Source organism: Lagierella sp. ICN-221743 (assembly GCF_037890055.1).
Classification (GTDB): domain Bacteria; phylum Bacillota; class Clostridia; order Tissierellales; family Peptoniphilaceae; genus Mediannikoviicoccus.
The window spans coordinates 50,620-77,393 of sequence record NZ_JBBKBD010000002.1; the positions used below are offsets into that span (position 1 = coordinate 50,620).

Consider the following 26,774-nt stretch of genomic DNA (forward strand, 5'->3'; position numbering starts at 1 on the left):
TACAAAAGTTACAATTTTTTTAAAATTTATAAAAAATGTTACTTTAATTAAACTTTATCGACTTATACATTAAAATTACTGCACAAAATAATTTAACTTTATTTTATAAAAAAAAGATGGGCATTTACCCATCTTAAAATAATCATATTTTAATCTAAAACTCTTCTTGCTGTCATAAAATTCTTTACATAATAATTAGAGTTTATATCAGTTATTATAACTCCCTCTTTTGGTGTAGAAGCATGAATCATTTTTCCATCTCCAACATAAAGACCAACGTGTGTAATCCTATTTCCACCAAATGTTGAGAAGAATAATAAATCTCCTGGCTTCAAGTTGTCTCTACTTACAGCATAACCATTTGAAGCTTGATCTCTAGAACTTCTATTTAATGTTACACCTGCATGAGTCTTATATAGATAGTATACAAGACCTGAGCAGTCAAAGCCAACTGAAGGACTAGCTGAAGCATAAACGTATTTATATCCTAAATACTTATACGCATCTCCTACGATATTATTAATAGCTGCATTTGAGCTAACATTATTTGTAGATTCTTTTATTTCTTCATTAACTTCTTCAACTTTAACTTCTTTATCTGATACAAAAGATTTAGCCACATATCCTGTTAAAGAATTGTATTTTATTTTAACCCAACCATTTGATTCCATTCCAGAAATTTTAGTTCCCTTAGGTATAACTGTAAGTATTTTTGTATTAGTACCTTGTCCTTCTCTAAGGTTTAAGGCTGAAGTTAACCATCCCTCTACCGCTTTTTCTGGAGCTTTTTCCTTTACTGGCTCTTTAGCTTGTTCTTTAACTTCCGGTTTTTCCACCTTCGTCTCTTCAGTTTTTTCTGCCTTTTGTTCTTCAACTTGTTCAGACTTTGGCTCTTCTACTTTTACTTTTGTATTTGAAATAAAATCACGAGAAATATAAGCTATTTTTCCTTCATAGGATATTTTTATCCAACCATTTGATTCTGTTCCTGAAATTTCTGAACCAACTGGTAAAACTCCCAATATATTATTATCATCTATTACGGCTGATGACCTAACATTTAAGTTTTTAGTGATATATCCTTTTACAGGAAGCTCTATAACTTTAGACTCATCTGTCTCGATAGTAGGAGCTACTATCTCTTTATCTGTATCTGAAAGAGTATTTCCTGAAACAACTGGTACTTCTGATTCCTCTTTTTCTGCAGGTTTTAATTCTTCTGCATTTTTAGAATCTTCTACAGCTTTTTCAGTTTTAACTTCTTCTTTAGATACTGAGCTAAGCTCTACATCTTCTTTAACTTTCTTTGCTTCTACTTTAATCTCTTGTACTTTGTTTTCTTTTTGTTCTACATTATTATTTACATAATTTACAGAAACGGTATTTTTTTCTGGTTTATAATCTTCATTTGAATTTGCTAAACCTGCAATGTACTCTGTTTTTTCTTCAGATTCATTAAGATCTTCAGATTTTATATTCTTGAAATTATCATTTGAATGATTCACAGTCTTTTTAATCGTTGAAATTGATTCAACATATGTTTCAGGTTTTTCTGATATAAGTCCTTTTATTGTTTCTTTCGAGTATACCGTCCCTGAAATTATAATTACTGAAGCTAAACTAAAAGCTCCAAGTCTCTTTTTGTTCATAGTATTATTTTCCTCCCAAAATTCTACTACAATTATAGTAAAGGAACTTTTTCAATATGTCAACAAAAGTTACAGAATAGTTACAAAATTCTTACGAAATTGTTACAAAAAAGTAAAATATAAGTGTTTTTAAGAAGATTTTTAATTTTTACATTAAAAAAGCCACCTAATAGGTAGCTTTTAATAAACAATAACGGGTGTTCCCATCTCTGTATTCTCATAGATTGTTCTCATAGATTTAAGTGGCGTGTTAATACATCCATGACTTCCAGCCCAAAGGTATCTCTTTCCTCCAAATGAGCTTTGCCAATAAGCATCATGAATACCAACTCCTGTATAATCTATTTGCATCCAATAATTAACCCAGCTTTCGTATTTAGACCCATCTGCATTTAATCCTCTTAAATACCTGTCTTGATTTTTAATCCAAACCTTCCAAACACCTCTAGGGGTATTATATCTTCCATTTGGTAGTCCTGTTACTATTGGAGTATCTGCAATTACTTCTCCATTTTTAAAGTAAACCATTCTCTGATCCGCTATTGATATTTCTATATAAGTGTTTCCAATTTCTCCATTATTTATGGCTTCACTTGAATAAATTATCGGAACTTTACCATCTGCGTCTGTAGTTAGACTATTATAAATTGCCTCTGTAGTTTTATCTCTATTGATTTGGATACCAAAGTTTCCTCCAGAAACTTTAATTTTATTTCCGCTAAATGTAGTAAAATCTCTTTCCGCCCTTAAATTGTCATATTTAGATTTTAAATCCATTACAAAATCTTGAACTTTATCTTTTGATACTTCATAAGTGGTTTCATCAACAAACTTTTCATAATCAGTTACAGGCTCTTCTTTGCCATCTTGCAAGACTAATGTAATATTTTTTTCAGCCAATTTGCTTAGCTTATTAAATTTTTCCTTTAAGTCCTCTTCATAAACTTTTGGGAAAATATAATACTTTTTATCAAGTTTTAAATTATCTTCAAAACTTAAAAATGTGTCTTCAATTCCCTTTGAAAGTTTTTTAATATCAATTTTGCTTCCTTCTATTTCTTTATTGAGAATATATTTACCATTTTCAAATACGATATTTGCATCTACTGGATTTATTTGTTTTTTTATTAAGTCGGAACTATAAATCCATTTGTTTAAATTGTCAGAGTTAACTTCCCTAATTAACTTATTATTATAAATGTGGCTCTTAAAAATTTGCATAGGCCATGAAAATTCTTGTTGATCAATGACTATCTCTTTTTCCCAATTTGACTTAAAACCGAGTTTTTTTGGATTTAAAGTATACTCATTGCCATCTTTATCCTCTATGCTAATGTTTTGAAATCTGCTTGTTTCAAAAATTTCATGGATATTTTTAAACGGAACTTCAACTCCATTAACTACCGTATTGGGATATGTGTAATTAGAAAATATATAAACTCCACCAAAATAAATTATTGCTATAAAAGCTGATATAGTAATAAAAATCGTTCTTTTTTTCAATTAAATTCTCCTATTATGATTCAAAATTTGAAATAATTTCAACTGAAGTTTCTTCTATGGTTTTATTTGTAACATTAATTATCTTACAACCAATTTTTTTGTATATTTCAATTGTATAGTTCAACTCTTTATCTATTCTATCATTAGAACTATATTCTGCAAAGGAATAAATTCCAAGCGATTCCAATCTCTTTTTCCTAATTTCATTTAATTTGTCTTTATCAATAATAAGTCCAAATACCTTTTTAGAATCAACTTCAAATAATTCCTTTGGAGGTTCTATTTCTGGAACTAATGGTATGTTACAAACCTTGTAATTTTTAAAGGCCAAATTCAATGATAATGGTGTTTTAGATGTTCTGGAAATTCCAAGTAAAACTATATCTGCAAGGGCTATTCCTTTAGGATCTTTACCATCATCATATTTCATGGCAAATTCAACAGCGCTTATCTTTTCGAAGTACTCTTCGCCTAACTGATGAGATAGTGCAACCTCTCTCTTTGCCTCTTGATTGAAAAAAGTTTCTGCTGCAGACAGTGGCGCTTCAAATAAATCTACAAATAAAAATTTATTTTCATTACATTTGTCTCTAAGATACTTTAACAACTCTCTATTTACAATGGTTGAATATACTAAATTATCTCCCTTTACTTCATCAAATATCTTATCTATTTCTTCGTGAGACATAATGTTGTGATATTTAACAACATTTAATTGATCAATATCAAAGTGAACCTTTATTGCATCTGTAACATTTGAAGCAGTCTCTCCTGTAGAGTCTGAAATAATTATTATATTTTTATTCGTTGCCATATGAATCCCCTTTTAGTAAGCTCTCATATGCTTCCAATAAATTATTTGGATGTTCATCAATTAACCTATCAATTCTACAATAGTCGCTGTAGTTTTTAACTACATCTTCTCTAAACTTCGATATTAAAAACTGATATATATCTCTCTTAAGTTCATCTGAGTCTAAAACCATATTTCCATTCTTAATATAAAGATAAAGATTATCATCTATTAGTCTTGATATATCTAAATTCCAACTTTCATGTAAAATCAATTTAATAATTGCCGAAGCATATCGTCTTATCTCAGAGGTTTGATACTCTGAAATGCTATCATTAATTTTGGAATATATAAAATAATTTGTTATCTCATCAAGCTTATCTGCCAAGCTTAAAACTTTTGCAGATGTCGATTTTGGTATGCTATCGTGAAAAAATCTCGGTCTATAGTAATCTATAACAGTATTTGATACTATATCATTATTTCCCATCTTTTTCGAGTATAAATATCCTACTACTCCCTTTAGCTGTGGGTAAGTCTTTACTATTTCCGTTGTTAAATCAAACTTTGCAATATCAGAAGCTAATTTGATATTTTCCTCTGTTTCATCTCCCACTAAAAGATATTCTCCAACTATAATAGATAGTTCTTTTATCCTAAGAGTTTTGTCATATAAAGTACCAACTCTATCTTTTAAAGTCATTTCTTTCATACTTTCATAATAATATGAATAGTCTTTTTCTAGAACTTTATTCCATTTATTTAAAACCGATGATATCTCTTCATCAATTTCTTGTATCAAGTTATTTATATATATCTCATCATTTTTTCTATTTTTCTCTATACATAAAATATAATAAGGCATAATTTGACCTTTTTCAGTGAAAAGAGGAACTACATTACAAATATCCATTAGTATAGAACAGATAAGTTCTTTAGGAAATGTTAATATCTCTTGGTTAAAAAAAGCTACTACTGGATGAGGCATATTGTACTCGGCTATAAAATTTTCCAGCATATAGTCTATTTCATTAATTTGACCGCCATGTTCTTTTGCAATTTTATTTGCCGACTTTAAAAAATACTCTTTTCTCTTTTCATTTTCAAATATTATATTATTGTCTGCCAATTTATCCTTATAAGATTCAATATTGTTAATCTTAAAAAATGCAATATCATCATTTTTATTAGATAAATCAGCTTCAGAAAAATCCAAAACCTTATTATCTTCTATTCCTTGAACCCAAATAATATAATCCCATAGATTATTTGAATATTTCAGCCCTTTTATAGGAATATATATGGTATTTAAAGTTTTAACTACAAAATCGACCAGGAATTTATCTGGATATTCTTGGTCTATAAAATTAAAGTTAAATAAAATTCTGTTTTTGCTATAATTGATTTTTAAATTTGAGTAGGAAATTTTTAAGTCTTCTAGTTTCTTTCTAATAGACTCATTTAGAGAGTTCACCGCAACATCATAGAGATTATATGGTAAACCATCTATTCCTATCTCAATTAATAATTCATTGCTCATTATTACCTTCCTAATTCTATTTTAAATATAAAACAGAATTTAATTTTGATAATTCAAATATGTTTATTACTGTTTTTAGTAATGCTTTCAAAAGAAAATACCCATCTTCATAATTTATATCTGGAATTTCTTTGAATTTTGCAAATAATAAATTTCTAATTAGGATACATTGATTATAATCTAAAACAACTGTTGGTATTTCAGAAATTGGTTTAATATAGATACTTCCTTCATCTATATTATAATAATAATTTCTATTCTTAACCAGCTCTTGCTCTGAAAAGTTAAATGTAGTTCTATATCCAGTTATTCCCAACAATTTTAGTGCATAGGCAATGGTAAGTAAGTTTTCATTACTTCCCCTGGTCAAACAACTTAGATAAGATGAAGTTAAGTCATAAATCTTTTCATCTGGCACAAGCTTTGGAAATATCTTACTGATTATTTCTAAAACAATATTTCCTAATATGGTTTTATTAATACTCTTAGTTATTCCATAATTCGAAGCAATTAAATCACTTTCCTTCAAAAATGATATTTCTTGTTTTAGTACTATGTTCACATAGTGCTCAGAGAATATATCCATTAACTTTACTGAGTCCTTTATCCCTTTTGAACTTAAATTTAAATCAATTTTTCCAAAATCTCTACTAAAACAATTTAATATCTGTGAGCTTTCTCTAATCTTAAAATGATTTAATACTATTATCTTTGTCTGTCTTGTTTCCATTATTTATAACCAAAATTTTGTAGCTTGTTTAGATTATTTCTCCAATCAGCGTCAATTTTAACCCACAATCTCAAATTTACCTGTGAGTCCAAGAAGGTTTCCATATCTTTTCTTGCAGTCATGCCTATTTTTTTTATCATCTCACCACCTTTACCAATGACTATTCCCTTGTGACTCTTCTTTTCTACTAAGATGGTGGCCTCTATATCGTAAAGTTCTCTATCTTCACGCTTCTTGAACTTATTTATTTCAATGTTGATACCATGTGGTACTTCTTCTTGTAAAAATAATAATGCCTTTTCTCTAACTATTTCTGAACAAATGGATCTTACACTTTGGTCCGTTATTTCATCTTCATCATAGTATTTAGGTCCTTCTGGAAGCATTTTATAAATAGTTTCAAAGTACTCTTCTATATTTCTTCCTGTAAGCGCAGAAATAGGAAGGATTGTATCAAAAAGCCCAAATTCTTCAAAAGTCTTTATTATCTCTTGAGTCCTTTCTTCAGATATTATATCCGTCTTATTAATAAGAAGTATTATAGGTTTTTTCTCTTCTTTTAATTTAGAAATTATATAATTTTCATTTTCTCCGATAACACCTGAATTATCTACTATATATGTTATAATGTCAACGTCTTTAAATGCAGATGTAGCTGACTCCAACATAAACTCACCTAATTTATTTTTTGGTTTCTGTATTCCAGGAGTATCTATAAAAATACATTGCATTTTGTCATCTGTATATATGAATTTAATATTATTTCTTGTTGTTTGAGGTCTACTTGATACAATGGATATTCTCTCACCTATAACCTTATTTAAAAATGTTGATTTTCCAACATTAGACCTTCCTATTATTGAAATAAATCCTGATTTGAACATCTTACCTCCATTAAATTATAAATATAACTTTAAAAAGTATAGTAGCTATTAGCGTTCCCAATATCGCTCCAAATATTACATCAGAGAGATAATGTATTTTTGCTTCAACCCTCGATTCCGCCACAAGTATGGCTAGTAAAAGCGCAAGGGTAGTTATTAAAGCATTTTGTGCTAAGAAGATAATAATCATCGCTAAGCAAAATGCAATTGCGGAATGTCCACTAACGGTACCTCCCATTAAATGACTTCCTCTATCCTTATAAAAATAAGATTTAAAGAGAAGAGTTGAAAGTATCACAATAACTAAGGCAATAAATGTTAAATGTATTGGCGAATTTTGTATTTTAAAAATTGCAATATTAGTAAACGGAACAATTCTATCGTAAAAAATAAAATATCCCACAAAAACAGAATTTAGTGCTGATACTAAAACAGCTCCTGCCCCTACATCCTTTGCAATTTTTGCCCTTGGCTCATAGTATTCATAAACAAGGTCAACAACATTCTCAATAGTTGTATTTATCATTTCAGCAAAGATAACGAAACTTATGGTTATACATAGTATGGCCATTTCAACTCTAGACAAATCAAAAAACAGGCTCACTATTGCAACGAGAATTGCCATCCAAATATGCCTTTTAAAGTTTCCCTCGTTTTTAAATGTATATACAATTCCATCTATTGCATGGTTAAAGCTATCTATTAAGTCTTTGTTTTTAAAATGATTATCCTTCATTTTTAAATATTCCTATTCTTTTTAAAGCTTCTTTCTCTTTTTGTCTCATCAAAAGCTTATCATCTTCATCAATATGATCATATCCAAGTAGATGAAACATTGAATGAACAAATAGATATACCAACTCCCTTTGAAATGAATGACCGAACTCTTCAGACTGTTCTTTAGCTCTCTTGGAGCAAATTACTACATCTCCTAAAATAAGAGGTACACCTTCTATATGATATTCCATTTCTGTTGGAAATGATAAAACATCTGTTATCTTGTCGTTTTCTCTGTAGTCTCTATTAAGTTCTTTTATCTCTTCTTCATTTACAAAAGAAACCGAAACTTCTACATCTTCAATTATGTTTTCCATTTCTAAAATAACTTCTGTAGATTTTTCAAAATCCTTTAGTATTTCTTTAGGTATTTCAAAGTCTAAATCCCTATTATCTATTAGAATTGTCATCTTTCTTCTCTACCTTGTTGTTTTCATATGCATTTATAATCTTTTGGACTAGAGGATGTCTAACAACATCTGAAGTTTCAAATTTCATAAATTCTATTCCCTTTATGCCTCTTAGTATTTGTGAAGCATTTTTAAGTCCTGAAGATTTTCCTCTAGGCAAATCTATCTGAGTAATATCTCCTGTTATAATTGCCTTTGAACCATATCCAATTCTTGTTAAAAACATCTTCATCTGCTCATTTGTAGTGTTTTGTGCTTCATCTAGTACAATATATGCATTATCTAAAGTTCTTCCTCTCATATAAGCTAGAGGTGCAACTTCAATAAGTCCTCTTTCAACGAGTTTATTATATTGGTCATATCCTAAAATGTCGAAAAGAGAATCGTAAATTGGTCTTAGGTATGGATCAATCTTCTCTTGTAAGTCGCCAGGTAAAAATCCTAAGCTCTCTCCAGCTTCAACCGCTGGCCTTGTAAGGATTATTCTTTCAACCTCTTGGTTTTTAAAAGATTTAATCGCCATTGCCATGGCAAGATATGTTTTACCAGTTCCAGCTGGGCCAACTCCAAAAACTATATCATTATGTTCTATTAATTCCACATATTTCTTTTGTCCCAATGTCTTTGGCTTAATTGGCTTACCTTTATAGTTGTGAACAATTGCATTGTCTAAAATTCCATTTATATCAGGCGCTTTACCGCTCTTTATCATATTAATAGCATATCTAATCTGTTGCTCTGTCAATTTTTTATTCTTGTTGAAATCTCCATAAAGATTCTTTATAAGCTCTGTAGCAGCTAATACATAATCTTTATCTCCCTTAACTATTAAACCTTTTTCGTTAAGGGTCAACACAACTTTAAACTCATCTTGAATTATATTTGCATTGTATTCAAAATTATCAAAAAGTTCTGAAATAAAATTTTGATCTTCTGTTAGTATGTTTTCTATAAATTCTACGTTAATCACTCCCTATCATCTCCTAAATTATAACATATTAGTTAAAAAAGAAAAAAAGGCATTAAATTAATAATGCCTAAAATAAACTTAATTGATTTGATTCTGATAGTCCTGATAAAGTTCCATGTTCTTTAAGAGCTTGAACAGCAACTTTATTAATTCCAGTTCTATTTACCAAATCTTGAATGGAAATAAAATCTCCTTTTTTTATTTCGTTGTAAATTGATATTGAGTGAGCATCAGATACACCATCTAAAGCTCTAAAAGGCGGAATGATACTTCCTTTCTTATTGTAATTAAATTTAAGGTCTAGTGAACTATTAAAGTCAACCTTCTCCATTTCAATTCCTCTGCAATACATCTCTTCAGCTAGTTCTAATACAGTTAAAACACTTTTGTCCTTTGCTGTCGCAGCATAACCCTTTTGTTTTATATTAGCCATTTCATTTCGAATTGAGTCAAGTCCATCATAAACTATCTGTCCTGGAAATGAATCTATTTTTGTAGTAAAATACGTACAATAAAAAGCTTCTGGATAATGTACTTTAAAGTATGCAATTCTATAACTCATTAGCACATATGCAACAGCATGAGCCTTTGGGAACATATACTTAATCTTTTTACATGAATCAATATACCATTCAGGAACATTAAAGGACCTCATATATTCAATAGTTTCATCTGCAAGATTTTTACCTTTTCTAACTCTTTCCATAATCGTAAATGATTTTTTCTTATCAAGACCCATTTGGATAAGATAGGTCATAATATCATCTCTTGTAGAAATTACATTCTTAAGAGTTGTAACTCCCTGTCTTACTAGATCCTGTGCATTATTAGTCCAAACATCTGTACCATGGGAAAGCCCAGAAATCCTAAATAGTTCGGACATTGTTGTTGGCTTTGTCTCAACTAACATCTGTCTTACAAAGTTAGTTCCAAACTCTGGTATTCCTAAACTTCCAATATTTGTAGTTTCATATGGTTTTACCATATTTAACGCATCAATTGAGTTGAAAATACTCATTGTATCTTCATCATCAAAAGGAAGCGATAGTGGATCTACACCAGTTAAGTCCTCTAAATGTCTTATTATTGAAGGGACATCATGGCCAAGTAAATCTAATTTTAAAATTCTTCCAGATATTGCACTGTAGTTAAAATGTGTGGTTATAATATCACTTGCCATATCATCTGCAGGATGTTGAATCGGACAAAAATCATAAATTTCTTTATCCCTTGGAACTATCATTACTCCTCCAGGGTGTTGCCCTGAAGTTCTCTTAACACCAACTAATTTCTTTTGTAATCTCTTTATTTCAGCTTCCGGTAAATCTATTTCTTTTGTTTCCAAAAACTTTTTTATATATCCATATGCTGTGTTTTCAGCAATTGTTCCTATTGTACCTGCTCTAAATACATTTTCTGCTCCAAAGAGCTCTTCCGTATACTTATGACAAGTTGGTTGATATTCTCCTGCAAAATTTAAATCTATATCTGGTTCTTTATCTCCTTCAAATCCCAAAAATACCTCAAAAGGTATATTGTGTCCATCTGTAATAAGTTCTTCACCGCATACTGGACATTTTTTTCTAGGTAGGTCAAGACCTGAACCAATGTTCATATCGTCAATAAATTTAGAATACTTACATTCTGGACATCTATAATGTGGCAATAGTGGATTTACTTCTGTAATACCTGCCATGGTGGCTGCAAAGGATGAACCTACAGATCCCCTTGATCCAACTAAGTAACCATCGTCATTGGATTTTTTTACAAGTTTTTGTGCTATTATATAAAGCACCGCGTATCCATTGGAAATGATGGAATTAAGTTCTCTATCTAATCTCTCTTTAACATATTCGGGAATAGGATCACCGTACATTGACTTAGCTTTATCGTAAGTCATGCTTCTAAGGGTTTCGTCCGATCCTTCAATCACAGGAGGATATGTTCCATCGGGTATTGGTTTAAGCTCTTCTATCGAGTCTGCAATTTTATGAGTGTTCTCAATAACAATTTCTTTTCTTAAGGTTTCTGGTAAGAATGAAAATTCCTTTAACATTTCTTCAGTAGTTCTAAAATAAAGTGACGGATATTTTTCTGCCCTGCCCCTTTTAAAGAATGGTTGTGACAATTGGACAATACTTCGTAAAACATAGTCCTTCGGTTCAAAATAATGACACGCGCTTGTAGCTACCACAAGTTTGTCATTTGATTTTGCCATTGAAATTATCTTATTAATTATATTTTTAACTTCATCCATTGATTCTATCTTTCCATCTTCTACCAAATGTCTGTAGTTTAATGGAGGTTGAACTTCAATAAAATCAAATTTTTGGATTATATTGTTTATATATTCATCAGGGTATCCACTAATTATACTTTGGAAAAGCTCTCCTTGATAATCTCCAGAACCAATAATAAGTCCCTCTTTATACTCTTCTAATAAACTCTCTGGAATTCCAGGAGCGCGATTAAAGTAGTTCATAGAGGAAATTGAAATCAACTTATAAAGATTTTTAAGGCCAGTTAGATTTGTTGCATATATAATTGAATTGTATTCTTCGTTCTTATACTTTGGCCATGTTGTCTTAATTTTATTTAAATCATTTAATGACGTAAGCTCTTTGACCACATCTTCTTGCAATGCTTTTAAGAAAATGTGAGCAGTGGCCATGGCATCGTCGCAGGCTCTGTGGTGGCTTTCCAAAGATACTCCTAAAAACTTAGCAATTGTATCTAGTTTGTGATTTTTTAAATCTGGATAGACTCCTCTACATAACGATAATGTATCTAAGTAGGCATTATTGAAAGGTAAAGATAACCTCATACAGTTTTCACGAATAAAGCCAATATCAAACTCTGCATTATGGGCAACTAATGTGGAATCACCAACAAATTCCATAAAGTCAGGCAAAACTACTTCAACTTGAGGTTGTCCCATAAGCATGTCGTCAGTAATATTTGTAAGCTCAACTATCTTTTGTGGTAGTTGTCTATTTGGATTAATAAATTTATTGTACTTTTCGACAATTTCGCCATTTTTTATTTTTACAGCACCTATTTCGATAATTTTATCATTAATCTTTGAAAATCCTGTAGTTTCAATATCAAAAACTACAAATGTATTTTCGTTAAAATTTGAATTGAAATCTGTAATTACACGTAAGTTATCCTTTAAAATTAATCCCTCTATTCCATATAGCGGTTTAATACTAGTGCCTTTAGTAGCATCATAAAAAGAAGGGTACCCTTGAGCAACGCCCCTATCTGTTATGCCAACTGCTGTATAACCCCAGGAAACAAGTTCTTTAATTAGCTCATCAATTTTAATGTATCCTTCAATAGCAGAGAATTGACTAAGTAAATGAAGTTCAACCCTCTTTTCTGTAGCATTATCTCCTCTCTTATTCATAGTATGAGGCTCAATTGAATTGACATTTATTATATTGCAACGTGAAAAGTTATCATATGTGTACTTGCCTTCAACTTTTACACATTTACCTGTTTTAATTAAGTCTGAGTACTCATCAAACCTTTCATTTTTAAAAAAAGTTTTACAGGTTACGGAAGATGTTCCGTCGTATATGTCATATGTTACTATTACATATTGTTCATTTTTAGTTACAATATTTTCACAGGACAAAATTTCTCCTGCAACACAGATAAAATCCCAATTATCTCCTAAATCAGATATTTTCATTATTTCTGATTTTATCTTTCTTCCAAATTTTTCCTTTTTGTCATTCTTTGACTCATCTTTTTTCTTAGGTTCAACTCTTTCTATGTTTACAACAGCTTCTTGAGCTCTTTTCTTTTCTTTGTCCTTTAATTGCTCTATATATTCATCTTTGCTTATTGTTTCCGTTTCAAATGAAATGCTTATATTTTTTATTGAATAATTTTTGTCTTCAATAAAATTTAAAACTCTATTTTTTAACTCTTCAGCATCACATTCATCTTGAAGTTTGTCTAGACTTATATTTAAAGTTTCATTTATACAGAATATTTTTATTTTATCCTTATCAAAGCCTTCTCCATTTAAAAACAAAATACAATCTTTACAAATATCACCAGCTTCATTTTCACTTTCATTAGTTTTCGCAAAATTTATTTCGATTTCACCGACACCTAACAACACATCATCAAAAAATTCAATAATATTTTCCTTACAAGTTTCATCCTCAACTCCATTAATAGAGATTGAAACACTATCAAAGGCTTCTGAATATTTTACAGATTCAATTATTACCTTGTCATCAACATGAAAGTTGTAATTAAATTGGTTTCTAAGTTCTATAAATTTCATATCTACATCTTTTCTATTTCATTCATGAGTTCGTCTAGTAAGAATTCTTCAGAAACTTTCTTTACTATTTTTCCTTTTTTGAAGATTAGTCCCTCTCCATTTCCTCCGGTTATTCCTATATCAGCTTCTCGTGCCTCACCAGGACCATTAACAACGCACCCCATAATTGCCACTGTAATATTTTTATCAACAGTCTTTAGTCTTTTTTCTGCTTCTTCCACAATGTATATAAGGTCGATGTTTGTCCTTGCACAAGTTGGACAAGAAACTATATTTACTCCCTCTGTTCTAAGTTTTAAAGACTTTAAAATCTCTTTTCCAACAATTACTTCCTCTTCTGGAGGAGCTGTAAGAGAAACTCTTATAGTGTCTCCAATACCTTGGCTAAGAAGGGAACCTATCCCAACTGCTGATTTAATAATTCCAGTTGATTTTGGTCCGGCTTCTGTTATCCCCACATGTAATGGATAATTTGTTAATTCAGAAATCTTCTTATAAGATTCTATTGTCATATTGACATCGCTGGATTTCAAAGCCAGTTTCATATTATAAAATCCAAGTGATTCTAAAAATTCCACTTGTTCAAGACAGCTATACACAAGTGAATCAGAATTAACTCCACCATATTTATCAATAAACTTTTGACTTATACTTCCAGAGTTAACTCCGACTCTAATCGGTACATCATACTCTTTACAACAGTTTACAACTTCCTTAACCCTATCTTTATTTCCAATATTTCCCGGATTAATTCTTAGACAATCCACTCCATTTTTTACTGCTTCAATAGCTAGTCTATAATCAAATTGAATATCTCCTATTATTGGAATATGAATTTGTTCTTTTATAACAGGTATAGCCTTTGCATCGTCAATATTATTTATGGCAGATCTAATAATGTCACATCCACACTGTTCAAGAGAAATTATTTGATTAACTGTGCTTTCTATGTCTCTGGTTATTGTGTTAGTCATCGACTGAACAGTAATAGGTGATGTTCCTCCTACTGGTACATCACCTACATAAATTTGTTTCGTATTTTTTCTCATTTAATTCTCCTTAAAAAAGTGAAACTATATCCTTAAAAGTTACAATTATAATAAGTCCTATAAGTATTATAAAACCTACTAAATTGAGTATCCCTTCTTTATCTGCTGGTAATTTTTTTCCTGTAATCATCTCTACTAATATTAAAACCGCTCTTCCTCCATCAAGTGCAGGAAATGGCATAATATTAAACACTCCCAAGTTTATGGACAATAGTGCAATAAAAGATAAAAATGTTACAATACCAGATTTAAATGAACTTCCTATTGCTTTTACAACTCCAACAGGACCGCTTATTTCCTTCATGGATAACTTTCCTGTTATAAGTTGACCAAATCCTCTTAGTATAGCTGTAAAGTAAAATGCAAAGTCTTTAAAGCCATTTACAATACCTCTTCCAATTGATGCATTTGAAAGATTATAAACTTTTCCATGAGTTATTCCTATTCTATAGACTCCTTTAGAGTCTTTTTCTGGAACAACTGTAAAGTCCTTTGTCTCTTTTCCTCTAACAACAGTAATTTTCATATCTTTACCCTGTGAATTTTCTATTGCTTCGGTAATCTCAAGAGAATTATCAACTTTTTTATCCATAACACTTACTATTCTATCGTTTGGTTTTAAACCTGCTATGTCTGCAGGACTACCATTTGCCACATCTACAATATTGTATGACGAAAAAATATTTAACATTATTAAAATCAAAAGTCCAAGTAAAAAGTTCATCAATACTCCTGCTACTATTACAAAAAATCTCTTTATCGCCGGCGCATTGTCAAATGCTCTTGGATCGGTTGATTCTCCATCTTCTCCCTCTATTGCAACATACCCTCCAAATGGGATTGCTCTTAGAGTATAATCTATTTCATTTTTCTTCTTTTGAAGTATTTTTGGTCCCATTCCTATAGAGAATTCATTTACTCTAATTCCAGATTTTACTGCTACAAAGAAATGTCCCAACTCGTGTATAAATATTACTATGAGAAATACTATCAAAGACGAAATAATTGTTACCATTTTACCTCCTCTAATATAGCATTAGATAAATCATATAAATGAACGGTGCCGTAAAAAGCACTGAGTCAAATCTATCAAGAACACCACCATGCCCTAAAAACACAAAACCATAATCCTTGGTGTTTGAAAGTCTTTTAAACTTTGATGCGCATAGATCTCCTAGTTGTGCAACTATAGATCCTATAAATCCCGCCAATAACAAAGTGATGTAATTATCTAATTTCATAAAATATGCATATAGCAATGTCAATATTAATGTTCCTATTATTCCACCAATAGAACCTTCAATAGTCTTTTTTGGACTTACTTTTTCAGCAAGTTTATGTTTTCCAAATAGATTACCAGCTATATATGCAAAAGTGTCTGTTCCCCAAGCGCTTATATATATTAGCCACACTAAATCACTTTTTGCAAGCAAGAGTATTCTGCTTAGTGAAAGTGGAATATATATCATAGTAAACACCTGTAAGAACAGAGAATTAATATCCAGCTTTTCTTTAAAAGTTAAAATAAACATTAAAATAGCTGAAAATAAAATTATAATATTTCCCTCATGCTTATTGAAACCTAAATAGTTTGTAGTAATGAGGATTATTGCAAATAATATTCCTAAATATAAGTTTGGCTTATAATCTAACTTGCCCATAGCTTTGTAAAATTCATACACACCTACTATGGAGAGGAATAATAAAAATAGAAATAATAAAATTCCACCTTGTATTGTGGAACCTATTATAACAAATAGTAAAAATATACCTGTTAAGGTTCTTAAAGCCAAATTGTTCATTATATTCCTCCAAAACGTCTATTTCTACTTTGAAAATCTAATATGGCCTTATATAACTCTTCTTCTTTAAAGTCAGGCCAAAGAGTATCGCAGAAATAAAGCTCTGCATATGCTACTTGATACAACATGAAGTTACTAAGTCTCTTTTCTCCACCTGGACGAATCAACAAATCCAAATCAGGCTGGGATTTTGTATCAAGAAATTCTTTAAAATTATCTTCCGTAAGGTTATTTACATCATATGAACTGTTGACAATCCTCTCAACAGCTCTTATTATTTCACTTCTACTACCATAATTTAAACCTAAGTTAAGAACCATGCCCGTATTATTCTTAGTATTTTCACAAGCTCTTTCAATAGCCTCTCTAGACTTATCAGGAAGTTTTGAAATGTCCCCAATTGTTTTTACAATAACATTGTTATCCGAAAGCCTCTTTAGCTGTGAATCAACATAAACTATTAAAAGATTCATTAATGCACTTACTTCTTCTGTAGGTCTCTTCCAATTTTCTGTAGAAAAAGCATATAGAGAAAGATACTTTATTCCAAGGTTAGATGAAGCCTCTACTATATCAACAACCCTTTTCATACCCTCTCTATGTCCTGCCATTCTTGGCATGAATCTTTTCTTTGCCCATCGTCCGTTACCATCAAGTATTATACCCACATGTTCAGGTATCTTATTTAAATCTAATTCGTCAAGCGAATTTTTTGCCATCAAATTCTCCTAGATCTCCATTAATTCTGCTTCTTTATTCTTTGATATCTTATCAATTTCTTCAGTGAATTTATCAGTTGTCTTTTGTATATCATCTTCAGCAGTTCTTAATTCATCCTCTGAAATTTCAGATTTCTTTTCCATTTTCTTTACTTTATCCATGGCATCTCTTCTTTGGTTCCTGATTGCCACTTTAGCTTTTTCGCCATATTCCTTAACTAACTTAACCAAGTCTTTTCTTCTTTCTTCAGTTAGTGCAGGGAAAGGAAGTCTAATTATCTTTCCGTCATTTGAAGGAGTAATACCTAAATTTGATTTCAAAATAGCCTTTTCAATTTCTCCTAGTACAGAGTTGTCCCAAGGTTGAATTGTTAGTAATCTTGCTTCTGCAACATTTATAGTAGCAACTTGATTAATTGGAGTCATTGTTCCATAATACTCAACTGAAATATTATCAAGTAGTGAAGGATTAGCTCTACCAGCTCTAACATTTTTTAACTCTTCTTGATATGCAACTATACTTTTCTTCATATCTTTTTCTAAATTTTTAATTACATCTGTATACATACTATTCTCCTTTTACAATTGTTCCAATATTTTCGCCATTAGCAACTTTAACAAGGTTTTCTGGTTCATCAATACCAAATACAACTACAGGTATGTCGTTATCCATACAAAGAGATGTTGCTGTAGAATCCATTATTCCCAATCCTTGGTTAATGATTTCTATATATTTTAGCTTGTCATACTTAACAGCATCATCAAACTTATTAGGATCTTTATTATAGATGCCATCTGTTCCAGTCTTACCTAATAGAATCGCATCAGCCTTTATCTCTGCAGCTCTTAATGCAGCTGTTGTATCCGTTGAGAAAAATGGTAATCCTGAGCCACCACCGAATATTACAATTCTACCTTTTTCAATATGTCTCATAGCCTTTCTTCTAATATATGGCTCTGCAACCTCTTGCATAGCAATTGCAGTTTGAACTCTAGTTTCAATGCCTAAGTTTTCTAGGCTTGCTTGAAGTCTAAGTGCATTAATAACAGTTCCTAACATTCCCATGTTATCCGATGTAGGTCTATCAATATTTTCTGAAGATCTTCCTCTCCAGAAGTTTCCACCACCAACTACAATGGCTATTTCCATTCCAAGTTCATGTACTTCTTTTATAGACTTACAAATATTTTCTATTACTTTATCATCAAGGCCATGGCCCTTTCCACCTGATAAAGCTTCTCCACTAAGTTTTATTATTACCCTCTTAAAAGCGAGTCCCAAAATCAAACCTCCAAAACATTATATTCTATTAAATTTTACCATTATCATAATGTTAATTCAACTAATTAAAGCCTTCTTAAATTTATACTATCAAAGAAACCTTTAAATAAACTTACAAAAAAAGCGAGCAGATGCTCGCTTTAAAATCTATTGATTTATTTGCTTTGAAACTTCTTCTGCGAAGTCTTCTTCTCTTTTTTCTAATCCTTCCCCAACTTCAAATCTTTCAAATCTTCTAATCTTAATATTTTCTCCAATTTTCGCAATTAGATTAGTTAAAAGAGTTTGAACAGTCATTGATGGATCTTTTATGAAAGGTTGGTCTAGTAGACAAATTTCTTCATAGAATTTGTTTAATCTACCTTCAACTTTTTTATGAGCTATGTCTTTTGAACGCTCTGGGTCCATTCCCTTTTCAGCGTTCTCATTCATTGCTTGGTGAATAAGAATTTCTCTTTCCTTTGCAACTTCTTCTTCAGGAACTTCATCTCTAGAAACATATTTTGGAGAGCTTGCAGCAACTTGCATAGCTATGTCTCTAACAAATTGGATAAATTCTTCATTCTTTGCTACGAAGTCTGTTTCAGTATTAACTTCAACAATTGTAGCAATTCTTCCACCATGGATATAAGCATCTACTAAGCCTTCTGCTGCAATTCTTCCTGCCTTTTTAGCGGAAGCTGCAAGTCCTTTTTCTCTTAAAAGTTCTTTTGCCTTTTCAATATCTCCATTGGTTTCTTCTAATGCTTTCTTTGCATCCATCATACCTGCACCGGTCATGTCTCTTAATTCTTTAACCATTGATGCTTTTATAGCCATTGGTAATCCTCCTTTGTTTTTACAATAAAGGTAAGAGTTTATCCCTTACCTTTAAATGATCTCTGTTTATCTATTATAAGATTATTATTAATCCTCTTTGTCTTCTTCTATTTCTACTACTATTTCTTCTCCAAAGTCATCAGATTCTTCTTCAGTTTCTTCTACTTCTTCAAAGTCTTCTTCTGTTTCTTCAGATTCTTCTACGTCATCGTGTTGAGCGCCTTGGTTAGCTTCAACAACTGCATCTGCTATAATGCTTGTAAGAAGTTTTACAGCTCTAATAGCATCATCGTTTCCTGGAATTGGAATATCAATTTCATCTGGATCTGTATTTGTGTCTACTACAGCAACAACAGGAATACCTAATATTCTTGCTTCATTAACTGCAATACTTTCATTCTTAGGGTCAATAATAAATAGGCAATTTGGAAGACCTTTCATATTCTTTATTCCACCAAGATACTTTTCAAGTCTTTCCATTTCATGACGTAATTGAATTACTTCTTTCTTTGGAAGAAGATCAAAAGTGTTGTTTTCTTCTAATTCTTTTAATTCATTAAGTCTGTCGATTCTACTTTTGATAGTTTTGTAGTTTGTTAACATACCACCTAACCATCTTTGGCTAACAAATGGTTGTCCAGCTCTCTTTGCTTCTGTTTCGATAGCTTCTTGAGCTTGTTTTTTTGTTCCAACAAACAAAACAGTTCCACCATCTGCAACTAAGTCCCTTACATATTTGTAAGCATCTTCAATTTGCTTAACAGTCTTTTGTAAATCTATAATATAGATTCCGTTTCTTTCTGTGAAGATAAATTTCTTCATCTTTGGATTCCATCTTCTAGTTTGATGTCCAAAGTGTACACCTGCTTCTAACAGGCTTTTCATTGATACTACTGACATATTTTTTCCTCCTTGTTTTTACCTCCATTTGATTCATCTTGCAAAAGGACTTATAAGCAACTCTCCTGCAATCCTCAAATGTGTGTTTTACTTGTGTATAATAACATATTTGAAACTTTAATGCAAATAATTATTTCACATAATCACATTCGGTGTTAGAACACCTTATTTCATCGACCTTTCTATTTTTTTTGTGAACTAAAATATTACCACATTTAGGGCATTTTTCATTTATAGGCTTATCCCATACTGCAAATTCACATTCTGGATAGTTTGAACATCCATAAAATATTTTTCCTCTTTTTGAAACCTTTTCTATTATGTCCCCATCTTTACAATCTGGACATTTAACTCCTATCTTCTTCACCAATACTTTTGTATAAGTGCATTCAGGGAAGTTGCTACATCCTACAAATTTTCCGTTTCTTCCATGTTTAACAACTAGGTCATGGCCACATTCAGGACATTTTTCTCCAGTTTTTTTAGGCACGACTTTAAAATTGTCTTTGTCCTTTTTAGCATTTTGTAATTTCTTTTCAAAATTATCATAGAAGTCAGCTACAAGCTTTTTCCAATCAAGTCCATCATCTGCAATTTTATCAAGCTCCGCTTCCATATCTGCAGTGAATTTTTCATTTATTATCTCATCAAAATACTTTATTAAGAATTCATTTACTTTTTCTCCAAGGTCTGTAGTAAAAAATTTCTTTTGCTTTAGCTCAACATAATTTCTTTTCGTTAATGAACTAATAATTGATGCGTAGGTACTTGGCCTTCCAATTCCATCCTCTTCCAATGTCTTTACTAGATTCGCTTCGGTAAATCTGGATTTAGGTTTTGTAAAATGTTGTTTCTTATCAATGTTTTCAGCTTTTAATACATCATCTTTTTTTATTTCTGGAAGAATAACATCTGTATCATTTATTTTATAAAGCTTTGTAAAGCCTTTAAATGATTCTACATTTCCATTTGTCTTGAAGATAAAATTATTGTTGTCAATTACAACGGCTGTTGTTTTATATTTTGCAGGAGTCATTTGACTTGCAACTGTCCTTGTCCAAATAAGTTCGTATAGTCTATACTGATCTCTGCTTAGGTAATCTTCAATAGATTCTGGAGTTCTTAGAACAGAACTTGGTCTAATAGCTTCGTGGGCATCCTGTGAATTCTTCTTGTTTTTTCCGTATGGATTCCCCTTTGTAGCATATTCTTTGCCAAAGTTTTTAATGATATAATTTAAACTATCTTGAACTGTACCTGAAGAAATTCTTGTCGAGTCGGTTCTCATGTATGATATTAAACCTACACTTCCCGCTCTACCAAGTCTTATCCCTTCATAAAGTTGTTGAGCAACTGTCATCGTTTTAGATGCTGAAAAATTAAGTCTTCTATTTGCATCCTGCTGTAATGTACTTGTAGTGTATGGAGGGTATGGATTTTTACTCTTAGTTCCCACCTTTACATCAACAACTTTAAACTTATCCTTATCGAGCTTACTTAAAATTTCATTAGCTCCCTTTTCAGTTTTTATATCAAGCTTTTGTTCTTTACCATCTTTGTAAAAACCATAGAAGCTTGATTCAAAATCCATCTTATCTTTTTTATGATTAGCAGTTACTGTCCAATATTCTTGAGGTTCAAACTCTCTTATCTCCTTTTCCCTTTCGCACAGAAGTCTGAGAGCCACTGACTGTACTCTACCAGCGCTAAGGCCACTTTTTACCTTCTTCCAAAGAATAGGCGATATCTCATAACCAACAAGTCTATCAAGGACTCTACGAGCTTGTTGAGCATCTACAAGACGCATGTCTATCGCTCTTGGTTTATTAATTGAATTTTTAACCGTATCCTTTGTTATTTCGTGAAATTCAATCCTATTTTCGTCTTCTGGGTCCAGTTTTAATAATGTAGAAATATGCCAAGATATGGCTTCCCCTTCTCTATCCGGGTCAGTTGCCAATAAGACTTTATCCGATGCTTTCGCTTCTTTTTTAATCTGCTTTATTACATCACCTTTTCCCCTAACGCTTATATATTCAGGTTCGAAGTTATTTTCTATATCAATTCCCATTTTACTTTTGGGTAAGTCTCTTAAATGGCCTACAGAAGCTATTACTTTATAATTACTTCCCAATATTTTACCAATGGTCCTTGCCTTTGTAGGAGACTCGACAATTACTAACTTTTTAGCCACTCTATCATTCCTTTCTAACTATTGGGTAAAATATTCCACCCATTTCTTCCGTTACATAACCTCTCATTTCAAGCTTAGTCAAGGTTGCATTTATATCTTCTACTGCAATTCCTAGTTGGTCTGATATTATATCACTGGTGCATGGTGTGTTTAACAATATATTTATAATATCATTTTCTATTGGATCTTCCAGTTTAATTATAATCTCTTCATTATCTTTTGTTTCCTTCGGGCAAATTATATCTTCTAAAATATCATCAACTTCAGTTACAATTTTTGCCCCTTCTCTAATAAGTGCATTTGTTCCAAGGCTATAAAAGCTATTTATATTTCCAGGTATTGCAAACACATCTTTCCCTTGGTCTAAGGCATAGTTTGCAGTAATTAAAGTACCTGATTTTTTCATCGCTTCCACCACAACAACACCTTGTCCAATTCCGGAAATTATTCTGTTTCGATATGGAAAATTATAATTTTTCGGAGTTGTTCCCAGTGGGTATTCAGATACCACAGCTCCATTTCTTGAAACTCTTTCATATAAGTCCCTATGCGTATTAGGATATATAACATCAATTCCATTTCCTATTACACCTATGGTCCTATTTTTATTTTCCAAACTGGTTTCGTGAGATATTTTGTCTATACCATAGGCAAGTCCAGAAATTATTGGTATTCCATTTCTTGAGAGATCTCTAGCTATTTCTTTACATGCCCACGCTCCATATGAAGTGCATTTTCTTGACCCAACTATGGATATACCATACATGTCATCTTTTTGTAAATTTCCTAAATAATATAACATAAGTGGTGGATCTTCTATGTAATTTAAGTTTACAGGATAGTCTTCATCGTCTATGAAGGTCGTCTGTACTCCCAAACTCCTAACCCTTTCCATATAGCTTTTCAAATCAAAATCTCTGTTCTTCAAAATCCTTTCAGAAATTCTCTTGTCAAGTCCTTTGATTTCTTTAATTTGGTCTATATCTTCTATTAAGCTTTTATAATCAGAAAAAAATTCAATAATGGCTACGGCAGCTTTATTTGAAATTGATAGAACATTACAAAATAGTATTAGATTTTTATCCAATTTAGTCCTCCAGTTTTGAAACTAACTCTTGATAGCATTCATAATCTAATTTGCACTTTCTTATTGCTTCTATATAATCTTCGTGAAGTGGAGCAATTAAGTTAATATCCTTGTCCAATATGGGATGATGAAATTTCAAATAGAATGCATGTAACATTTGCCTATCAGTATTAACCTTTTCTTTTTTTATTCCATAGGTTTTATCACCTAATACAGGATGGTGTAAATATGATAGATGAACTCTTATTTGATGTGTTCTGCCTGTTAATATTGAAACTTCGACTAATGAGTAATCATCATTAAAACAAATCGGTTTGACAATAGACTTTGCATATTTCCCATCATCGCATACTGTCATCTTAGTCCTATTGTTTACATCTCTTCCTATTGGCTTTTCTATAGTGATTTCTTCATTAATTTTACCATGCACAATTGCAACATAATGCTTTTCAACTTCCCTATTTTGAAACATATCTTTAAGTTTCTCATGGGTATCGTTATCCTTTGCAATAATAATAAGCCCAGATGTATCCTTGTCTAGCCTATGAACTATTCCAGGTCTAAAGGGTTCGTAAATTTCTGAAAGTTTATCAAGTTTGCAAAGCAATCTGTTTACAAGCGTATTTTCTCTTACCGTCTCTGTTGGGTGAACTATTAGGTCAGATGGTTTATTTAAAACAGCAAGATAGTCATCTTCGTAAATTATATCTATGTCCTTGTCTTCAGCATCAATTTTACCCATCTCTTCCGTTGGAAGTAAAATTTTAATAATGTCATTTGACTTAACATTGTATGATGGCTTTATAGCTCTTCCATTTACAAGGACCTCTTTAGATGTAATAAGTTTTTTTACAAAGTTTCTAGTGTAATCTTCTAAATAATCTGTAATGTATTTATCAATTCTTATTCCATCTTCTTTTGCAATTATTTCTAGTTCTTTCATATATTTTCAATCTGCCAATCTATTGGTTCTAAGTTGTGGGATATTAAAAATTCATTAGTCTTTGAAAAGGGCTTACTTCCAAAAAAACCTCTATAAGCTGAAAGAGGTGATGGATGTGGAGATTGTATTACATAATGAATTTTTTGATTAATAAACTGCTTTTTTGATATAGCATGACTACCCCAAAGTATAAATACTATTGGCTCTTTTCTACTCCCTAGTATTTCTATAATCTTGTCAGTTAAAATTTGCCATCCAATATCCTTATGCGAATTTGCTTGACCCCTTCTAACTGTAAGAGTGGTGTTTAGAAGCAATACTCCTTGATTCACCCACTTCATTAAGTAGCCGTTGTTTGGAATATAACCTCCCACATCATCAACTATTTCTTTGTATATATTTCTAAGTGACGGTGGAATCATGACTCCTGGCAAAACTGAAAAGCTATGCCCATGGGCTTGTCCAACTCCATGATAAGGATCTTGTCCAATTATAACCACCTTTACATCTTCGTAGCTAACTTTTTTTAACGCATCAAAAATAAGATACATATCTGGAAATATTTCATAATTTTTATATTCGTTTATTAAAATCTTCCGAAGTTTTTGATAATACTCTTTTTGGAATTCATCTTTTAAAAGTTCATCCCAACTATTATTAAACTCTATCATTGTAACTCCTCAAAGTCATTTGTTTTCATAAAGGCAATTATAAGTAAAAATGTTCCACAAACCACTGCAATATCAGCTACATTAAATACAGGGAATTCGTAACCATTTGGAAATGTTACGGATATAAAGTCTATTACGAAATGTCTAAAAACTCGGTCTATTAAATTTCCTATAGCTCCTCCGATTATTAATGAAATAGAAAGTTTTGATATTGTTGCCATGCTTTTTTGCCCTTTATAAAGATAGTAGCACATAGCCATAATTATAAGAAATGTAAAGAAAAGAAGGATTATTTTTTTGCCCTGGAGAATTCCAAAAGCAGCTCCCCTATTCTCCACATAGACCAGGCTTAAGAAGTTGTCTATTAATTTAATTGAACCTTTTTTAAGTCCTATTGCTAAATATTTTGTAATTTGGTCTAAAATAATTACTGCTAAAATAATTACTAATGTCACAATTTTCTCCTAAATGTATTTTAAGTATTCTACAACATAGTTGTCTTTCTTTGTCCGTGATAAAGGCTCTAAAAATCTGAATCTGCCATAGCCTCTTATGGAAATAACAGAAAAGTCCTCAACTAGTTGGTGTGTAGATTTTTCTTCAACATAGTTCAGTTTTACTTCGCCCCTAGTTATTTTGTCACTGGATTTTTTTCTTGAAGATTTCATTAACCCTGAACAAATTGTATCAAGTCTAAGTGATGACACAACCATGGTTTCTTTTACATAGTTTTGCTCCACCTCTTTGAAGTCAAAGTCAGATATTTCTTCAATGGAAATATTTTGATTACGAACCTTAAAGAAATTACTCAGTATATAGTTTTCAATAGTGTTTCTAATGAATAATACTACATTAGTCTTTGTGAAAAGAATATCTCCAACCTTGCTCCTATTTATGCCTAAAGATAAAAGTGAACCTAAAACATCACGGTGATTTATATCTTCATCAGGTATTTTAAAGGACAAAGCCTTTATATACTCTTCAGGATCCGGCTCAAAATACTCTCCAAAAAGGATAATAACATTACGCTCACATTCCTTTAAGCTCGGATACACAAGGTAGAGGTCAAAGCCAAATGTATTCATAAGTGATATAGCATACTTTATCTCTATCGGTGTCATAAAGTCGGTGCAGTATGGAAAACTTTTTTCCATAACCACAAATAGACTATCATAAAAACTTTTGATAGTCTGCTTTGTCTCCAGGTCCGTAATATGACCTAATATTTTGTCTAATTCCTTAGACATTATAATTGATAAAATCCTTTACTAGCGATTTGATCTTTTAACTTGCCGTCTATTTCAAGTTCTTTTGGAGCTATTACAAATATATCCTTACTAACTTTTTGTATTTTGCCGTCAAGTGCATAAATTCCACCGCTAACAAAGTCAAATGTCTTTCTCTTAATATCTATGTCCAACATCTCCAAGTTAAGCACTACAACATTTTTAGATAATATATCATCTAAAACTGGAGGTGCATCTTCATATGAAATTGGTTCATGTATTAAGATTTTCACTCTGTCTGATGAGTAATTGTCATTAAATGGAACTACATTATTTTTCTTATATCTGCTTGAAGTAGATACAGGTTCACTGTACTCTTCTTTAATTTCAGGTTCATCGTGATCCCTTACATCGTCGTAATAATCTTCGTCTAAATAATCTCTTTCATAATACTCATCGTCATCATATTCGTCTTCCAATCCTAAAAGACTTTTAAATTTATCAAATTTGCCCATAGCTCCTC

The 26,774-nt window shown here is 31.2% G+C and carries 25 protein-coding genes; all 25 read right to left on the reverse strand.

Annotated elements, in window-relative coordinates; translation table 11 throughout:
• Nucleotides 1-149: 149 nt before the first annotated feature.
• The 25 genes from WKS98_RS01320 to WKS98_RS01440 all read right to left on the reverse strand — a co-directional run bounded on the left by WKS98_RS01320 (nucleotide 150) and on the right by WKS98_RS01440 (nucleotide 26,766).
• Nucleotides 150-1,649: a C40 family peptidase gene (locus tag WKS98_RS01320; protein ID WP_498916242.1), complete on the reverse strand. Its 1,500-nt coding sequence runs from the start codon at nucleotides 1,647-1,649 to the stop codon at nucleotides 150-152.
• A 180-nt stretch (nucleotides 1,650-1,829) separates the two neighbouring features.
• A complete protein-coding gene (locus tag WKS98_RS01325; protein WP_498916244.1) occupies nucleotides 1,830-3,152 on the reverse strand; it encodes a L,D-transpeptidase family protein in 1,323 nt (440 codons plus the stop codon).
• A gap of 13 nt (nucleotides 3,153-3,165) precedes the next feature.
• The gene (locus WKS98_RS01330) at nucleotides 3,166-3,966 is read right to left on the reverse strand and encodes a pyruvate, water dikinase regulatory protein (RefSeq protein WP_498916246.1); all 801 of its coding nucleotides are present in this window, start codon (nucleotides 3,964-3,966) and stop codon (nucleotides 3,166-3,168) included.
• Nucleotides 3,953-5,485, reverse strand: coding sequence for a glycine--tRNA ligase subunit beta (locus tag WKS98_RS01335; protein WP_498916248.1), 1,533 nt, complete (start codon nucleotides 5,483-5,485; stop codon nucleotides 3,953-3,955). The genes WKS98_RS01330 and WKS98_RS01335 overlap by 14 nt, the downstream gene beginning before the upstream one ends.
• A gap of 16 nt (nucleotides 5,486-5,501) precedes the next feature.
• Nucleotides 5,502-6,215, reverse strand: coding sequence for a DNA repair protein RecO (gene recO / locus WKS98_RS01340; protein WP_498916249.1), 714 nt, complete (start codon nucleotides 6,213-6,215; stop codon nucleotides 5,502-5,504).
• Nucleotides 6,215-7,099 (reverse strand): GTPase Era, encoded by an 885-nt coding sequence (gene era, locus WKS98_RS01345; RefSeq protein ID WP_498916251.1) that lies wholly within the window; start codon nucleotides 7,097-7,099, stop codon nucleotides 6,215-6,217. The genes recO and era overlap by 1 nt, the downstream gene beginning before the upstream one ends.
• A gap of 10 nt (nucleotides 7,100-7,109) precedes the next feature.
• A complete protein-coding gene (locus WKS98_RS01350) occupies nucleotides 7,110-7,835 on the reverse strand; it encodes a diacylglycerol kinase (RefSeq protein ID WP_498916252.1) in 726 nt (241 codons plus the stop codon).
• On the reverse strand, nucleotides 7,825-8,286 hold the full coding sequence (ybeY, locus tag WKS98_RS01355) for an rRNA maturation RNase YbeY (RefSeq protein ID WP_498916254.1): 462 nt from the start codon (nucleotides 8,284-8,286) through the stop codon (nucleotides 7,825-7,827). The genes WKS98_RS01350 and ybeY overlap by 11 nt, the downstream gene beginning before the upstream one ends.
• Nucleotides 8,267-9,256, reverse strand: coding sequence for a PhoH family protein (locus WKS98_RS01360; protein ID WP_498916256.1), 990 nt, complete (start codon nucleotides 9,254-9,256; stop codon nucleotides 8,267-8,269). The genes ybeY and WKS98_RS01360 overlap by 20 nt, the downstream gene beginning before the upstream one ends.
• A 67-nt stretch (nucleotides 9,257-9,323) precedes the next feature.
• Complete coding sequence (locus tag WKS98_RS01365) at nucleotides 9,324-13,559, reverse strand: PolC-type DNA polymerase III (protein ID WP_498916258.1); 4,236 nt, start codon at nucleotides 13,557-13,559, stop codon at nucleotides 9,324-9,326.
• 2 nt (nucleotides 13,560-13,561) lie between these two features.
• Nucleotides 13,562-14,608 (reverse strand): flavodoxin-dependent (E)-4-hydroxy-3-methylbut-2-enyl-diphosphate synthase, encoded by a 1,047-nt coding sequence (gene ispG / locus WKS98_RS01370; RefSeq protein ID WP_498916260.1) that lies wholly within the window; start codon nucleotides 14,606-14,608, stop codon nucleotides 13,562-13,564.
• A gap of 10 nt (nucleotides 14,609-14,618) precedes the next feature.
• On the reverse strand, nucleotides 14,619-15,623 hold the full coding sequence (rseP, locus tag WKS98_RS01375; RefSeq protein WP_498916262.1) for an RIP metalloprotease RseP: 1,005 nt from the start codon (nucleotides 15,621-15,623) through the stop codon (nucleotides 14,619-14,621).
• A gap of 10 nt (nucleotides 15,624-15,633) precedes the next feature.
• Entirely contained in the window at nucleotides 15,634-16,410 is a 777-nt protein-coding gene (locus WKS98_RS01380) for a phosphatidate cytidylyltransferase (protein ID WP_498916264.1), read from the reverse strand.
• The gene (gene uppS, locus WKS98_RS01385; protein WP_498916266.1) at nucleotides 16,410-17,129 is read right to left on the reverse strand and encodes an undecaprenyl pyrophosphate synthase; all 720 of its coding nucleotides are present in this window, start codon (nucleotides 17,127-17,129) and stop codon (nucleotides 16,410-16,412) included. The genes WKS98_RS01380 and uppS overlap by 1 nt, the downstream gene beginning before the upstream one ends.
• Before the next feature lie 9 nt (nucleotides 17,130-17,138).
• The gene (gene frr / locus WKS98_RS01390; protein WP_498916267.1) at nucleotides 17,139-17,696 is read right to left on the reverse strand and encodes a ribosome recycling factor; all 558 of its coding nucleotides are present in this window, start codon (nucleotides 17,694-17,696) and stop codon (nucleotides 17,139-17,141) included.
• 1 nt (nucleotide 17,697) lies between these two features.
• Nucleotides 17,698-18,411 carry a UMP kinase gene (pyrH, locus tag WKS98_RS01395; RefSeq protein ID WP_498916269.1) on the reverse strand — a complete coding sequence of 238 codons (714 nt, stop codon included), beginning with the start codon at nucleotides 18,409-18,411 and terminating at the stop codon, nucleotides 17,698-17,700.
• 147 nt (nucleotides 18,412-18,558) lie between these two features.
• On the reverse strand, nucleotides 18,559-19,230 hold the full coding sequence (tsf, locus tag WKS98_RS01400) for a translation elongation factor Ts (protein WP_498916270.1): 672 nt from the start codon (nucleotides 19,228-19,230) through the stop codon (nucleotides 18,559-18,561).
• Between the two features lie 87 nt (nucleotides 19,231-19,317).
• Nucleotides 19,318-20,130: a 30S ribosomal protein S2 gene (rpsB, locus tag WKS98_RS01405; RefSeq protein WP_498916272.1), complete on the reverse strand. Its 813-nt coding sequence runs from the start codon at nucleotides 20,128-20,130 to the stop codon at nucleotides 19,318-19,320.
• 130 nt (nucleotides 20,131-20,260) lie between these two features.
• Nucleotides 20,261-22,324 carry a type I DNA topoisomerase gene (gene topA, locus WKS98_RS01410; RefSeq protein WP_498916274.1) on the reverse strand — a complete coding sequence of 688 codons (2,064 nt, stop codon included), beginning with the start codon at nucleotides 22,322-22,324 and terminating at the stop codon, nucleotides 20,261-20,263.
• 4 nt (nucleotides 22,325-22,328) lie between these two features.
• On the reverse strand, nucleotides 22,329-23,411 hold the full coding sequence (gene dprA / locus WKS98_RS01415) for a DNA-processing protein DprA (RefSeq protein WP_498916276.1): 1,083 nt from the start codon (nucleotides 23,409-23,411) through the stop codon (nucleotides 22,329-22,331).
• Nucleotide 23,412: 1 nt separating this feature from the next.
• On the reverse strand, nucleotides 23,413-24,354 hold the full coding sequence (locus WKS98_RS01420; protein ID WP_498916278.1) for an RluA family pseudouridine synthase: 942 nt from the start codon (nucleotides 24,352-24,354) through the stop codon (nucleotides 23,413-23,415).
• A complete protein-coding gene (locus WKS98_RS01425) occupies nucleotides 24,351-25,025 on the reverse strand; it encodes a uracil-DNA glycosylase (protein WP_498916279.1) in 675 nt (224 codons plus the stop codon). Before WKS98_RS01425 ends, WKS98_RS01420 begins: the two co-directional genes overlap by 4 nt.
• Nucleotides 25,022-25,480 carry a signal peptidase II gene (gene lspA / locus WKS98_RS01430; RefSeq protein WP_498916280.1) on the reverse strand — a complete coding sequence of 153 codons (459 nt, stop codon included), beginning with the start codon at nucleotides 25,478-25,480 and terminating at the stop codon, nucleotides 25,022-25,024. Before lspA ends, WKS98_RS01425 begins: the two co-directional genes overlap by 4 nt.
• Before the next feature lie 9 nt (nucleotides 25,481-25,489).
• Nucleotides 25,490-26,272, reverse strand: a complete 783-nt coding sequence (locus tag WKS98_RS01435) for a YlmH/Sll1252 family protein (RefSeq protein ID WP_498916281.1) — start codon at nucleotides 26,270-26,272, stop codon at nucleotides 25,490-25,492.
• Nucleotides 26,272-26,766, reverse strand: coding sequence for a cell division protein SepF (locus WKS98_RS01440; protein ID WP_498916283.1), 495 nt, complete (start codon nucleotides 26,764-26,766; stop codon nucleotides 26,272-26,274). The genes WKS98_RS01435 and WKS98_RS01440 overlap by 1 nt, the downstream gene beginning before the upstream one ends.
• Between the last annotated feature and the right edge of the window lie 8 nt (nucleotides 26,767-26,774).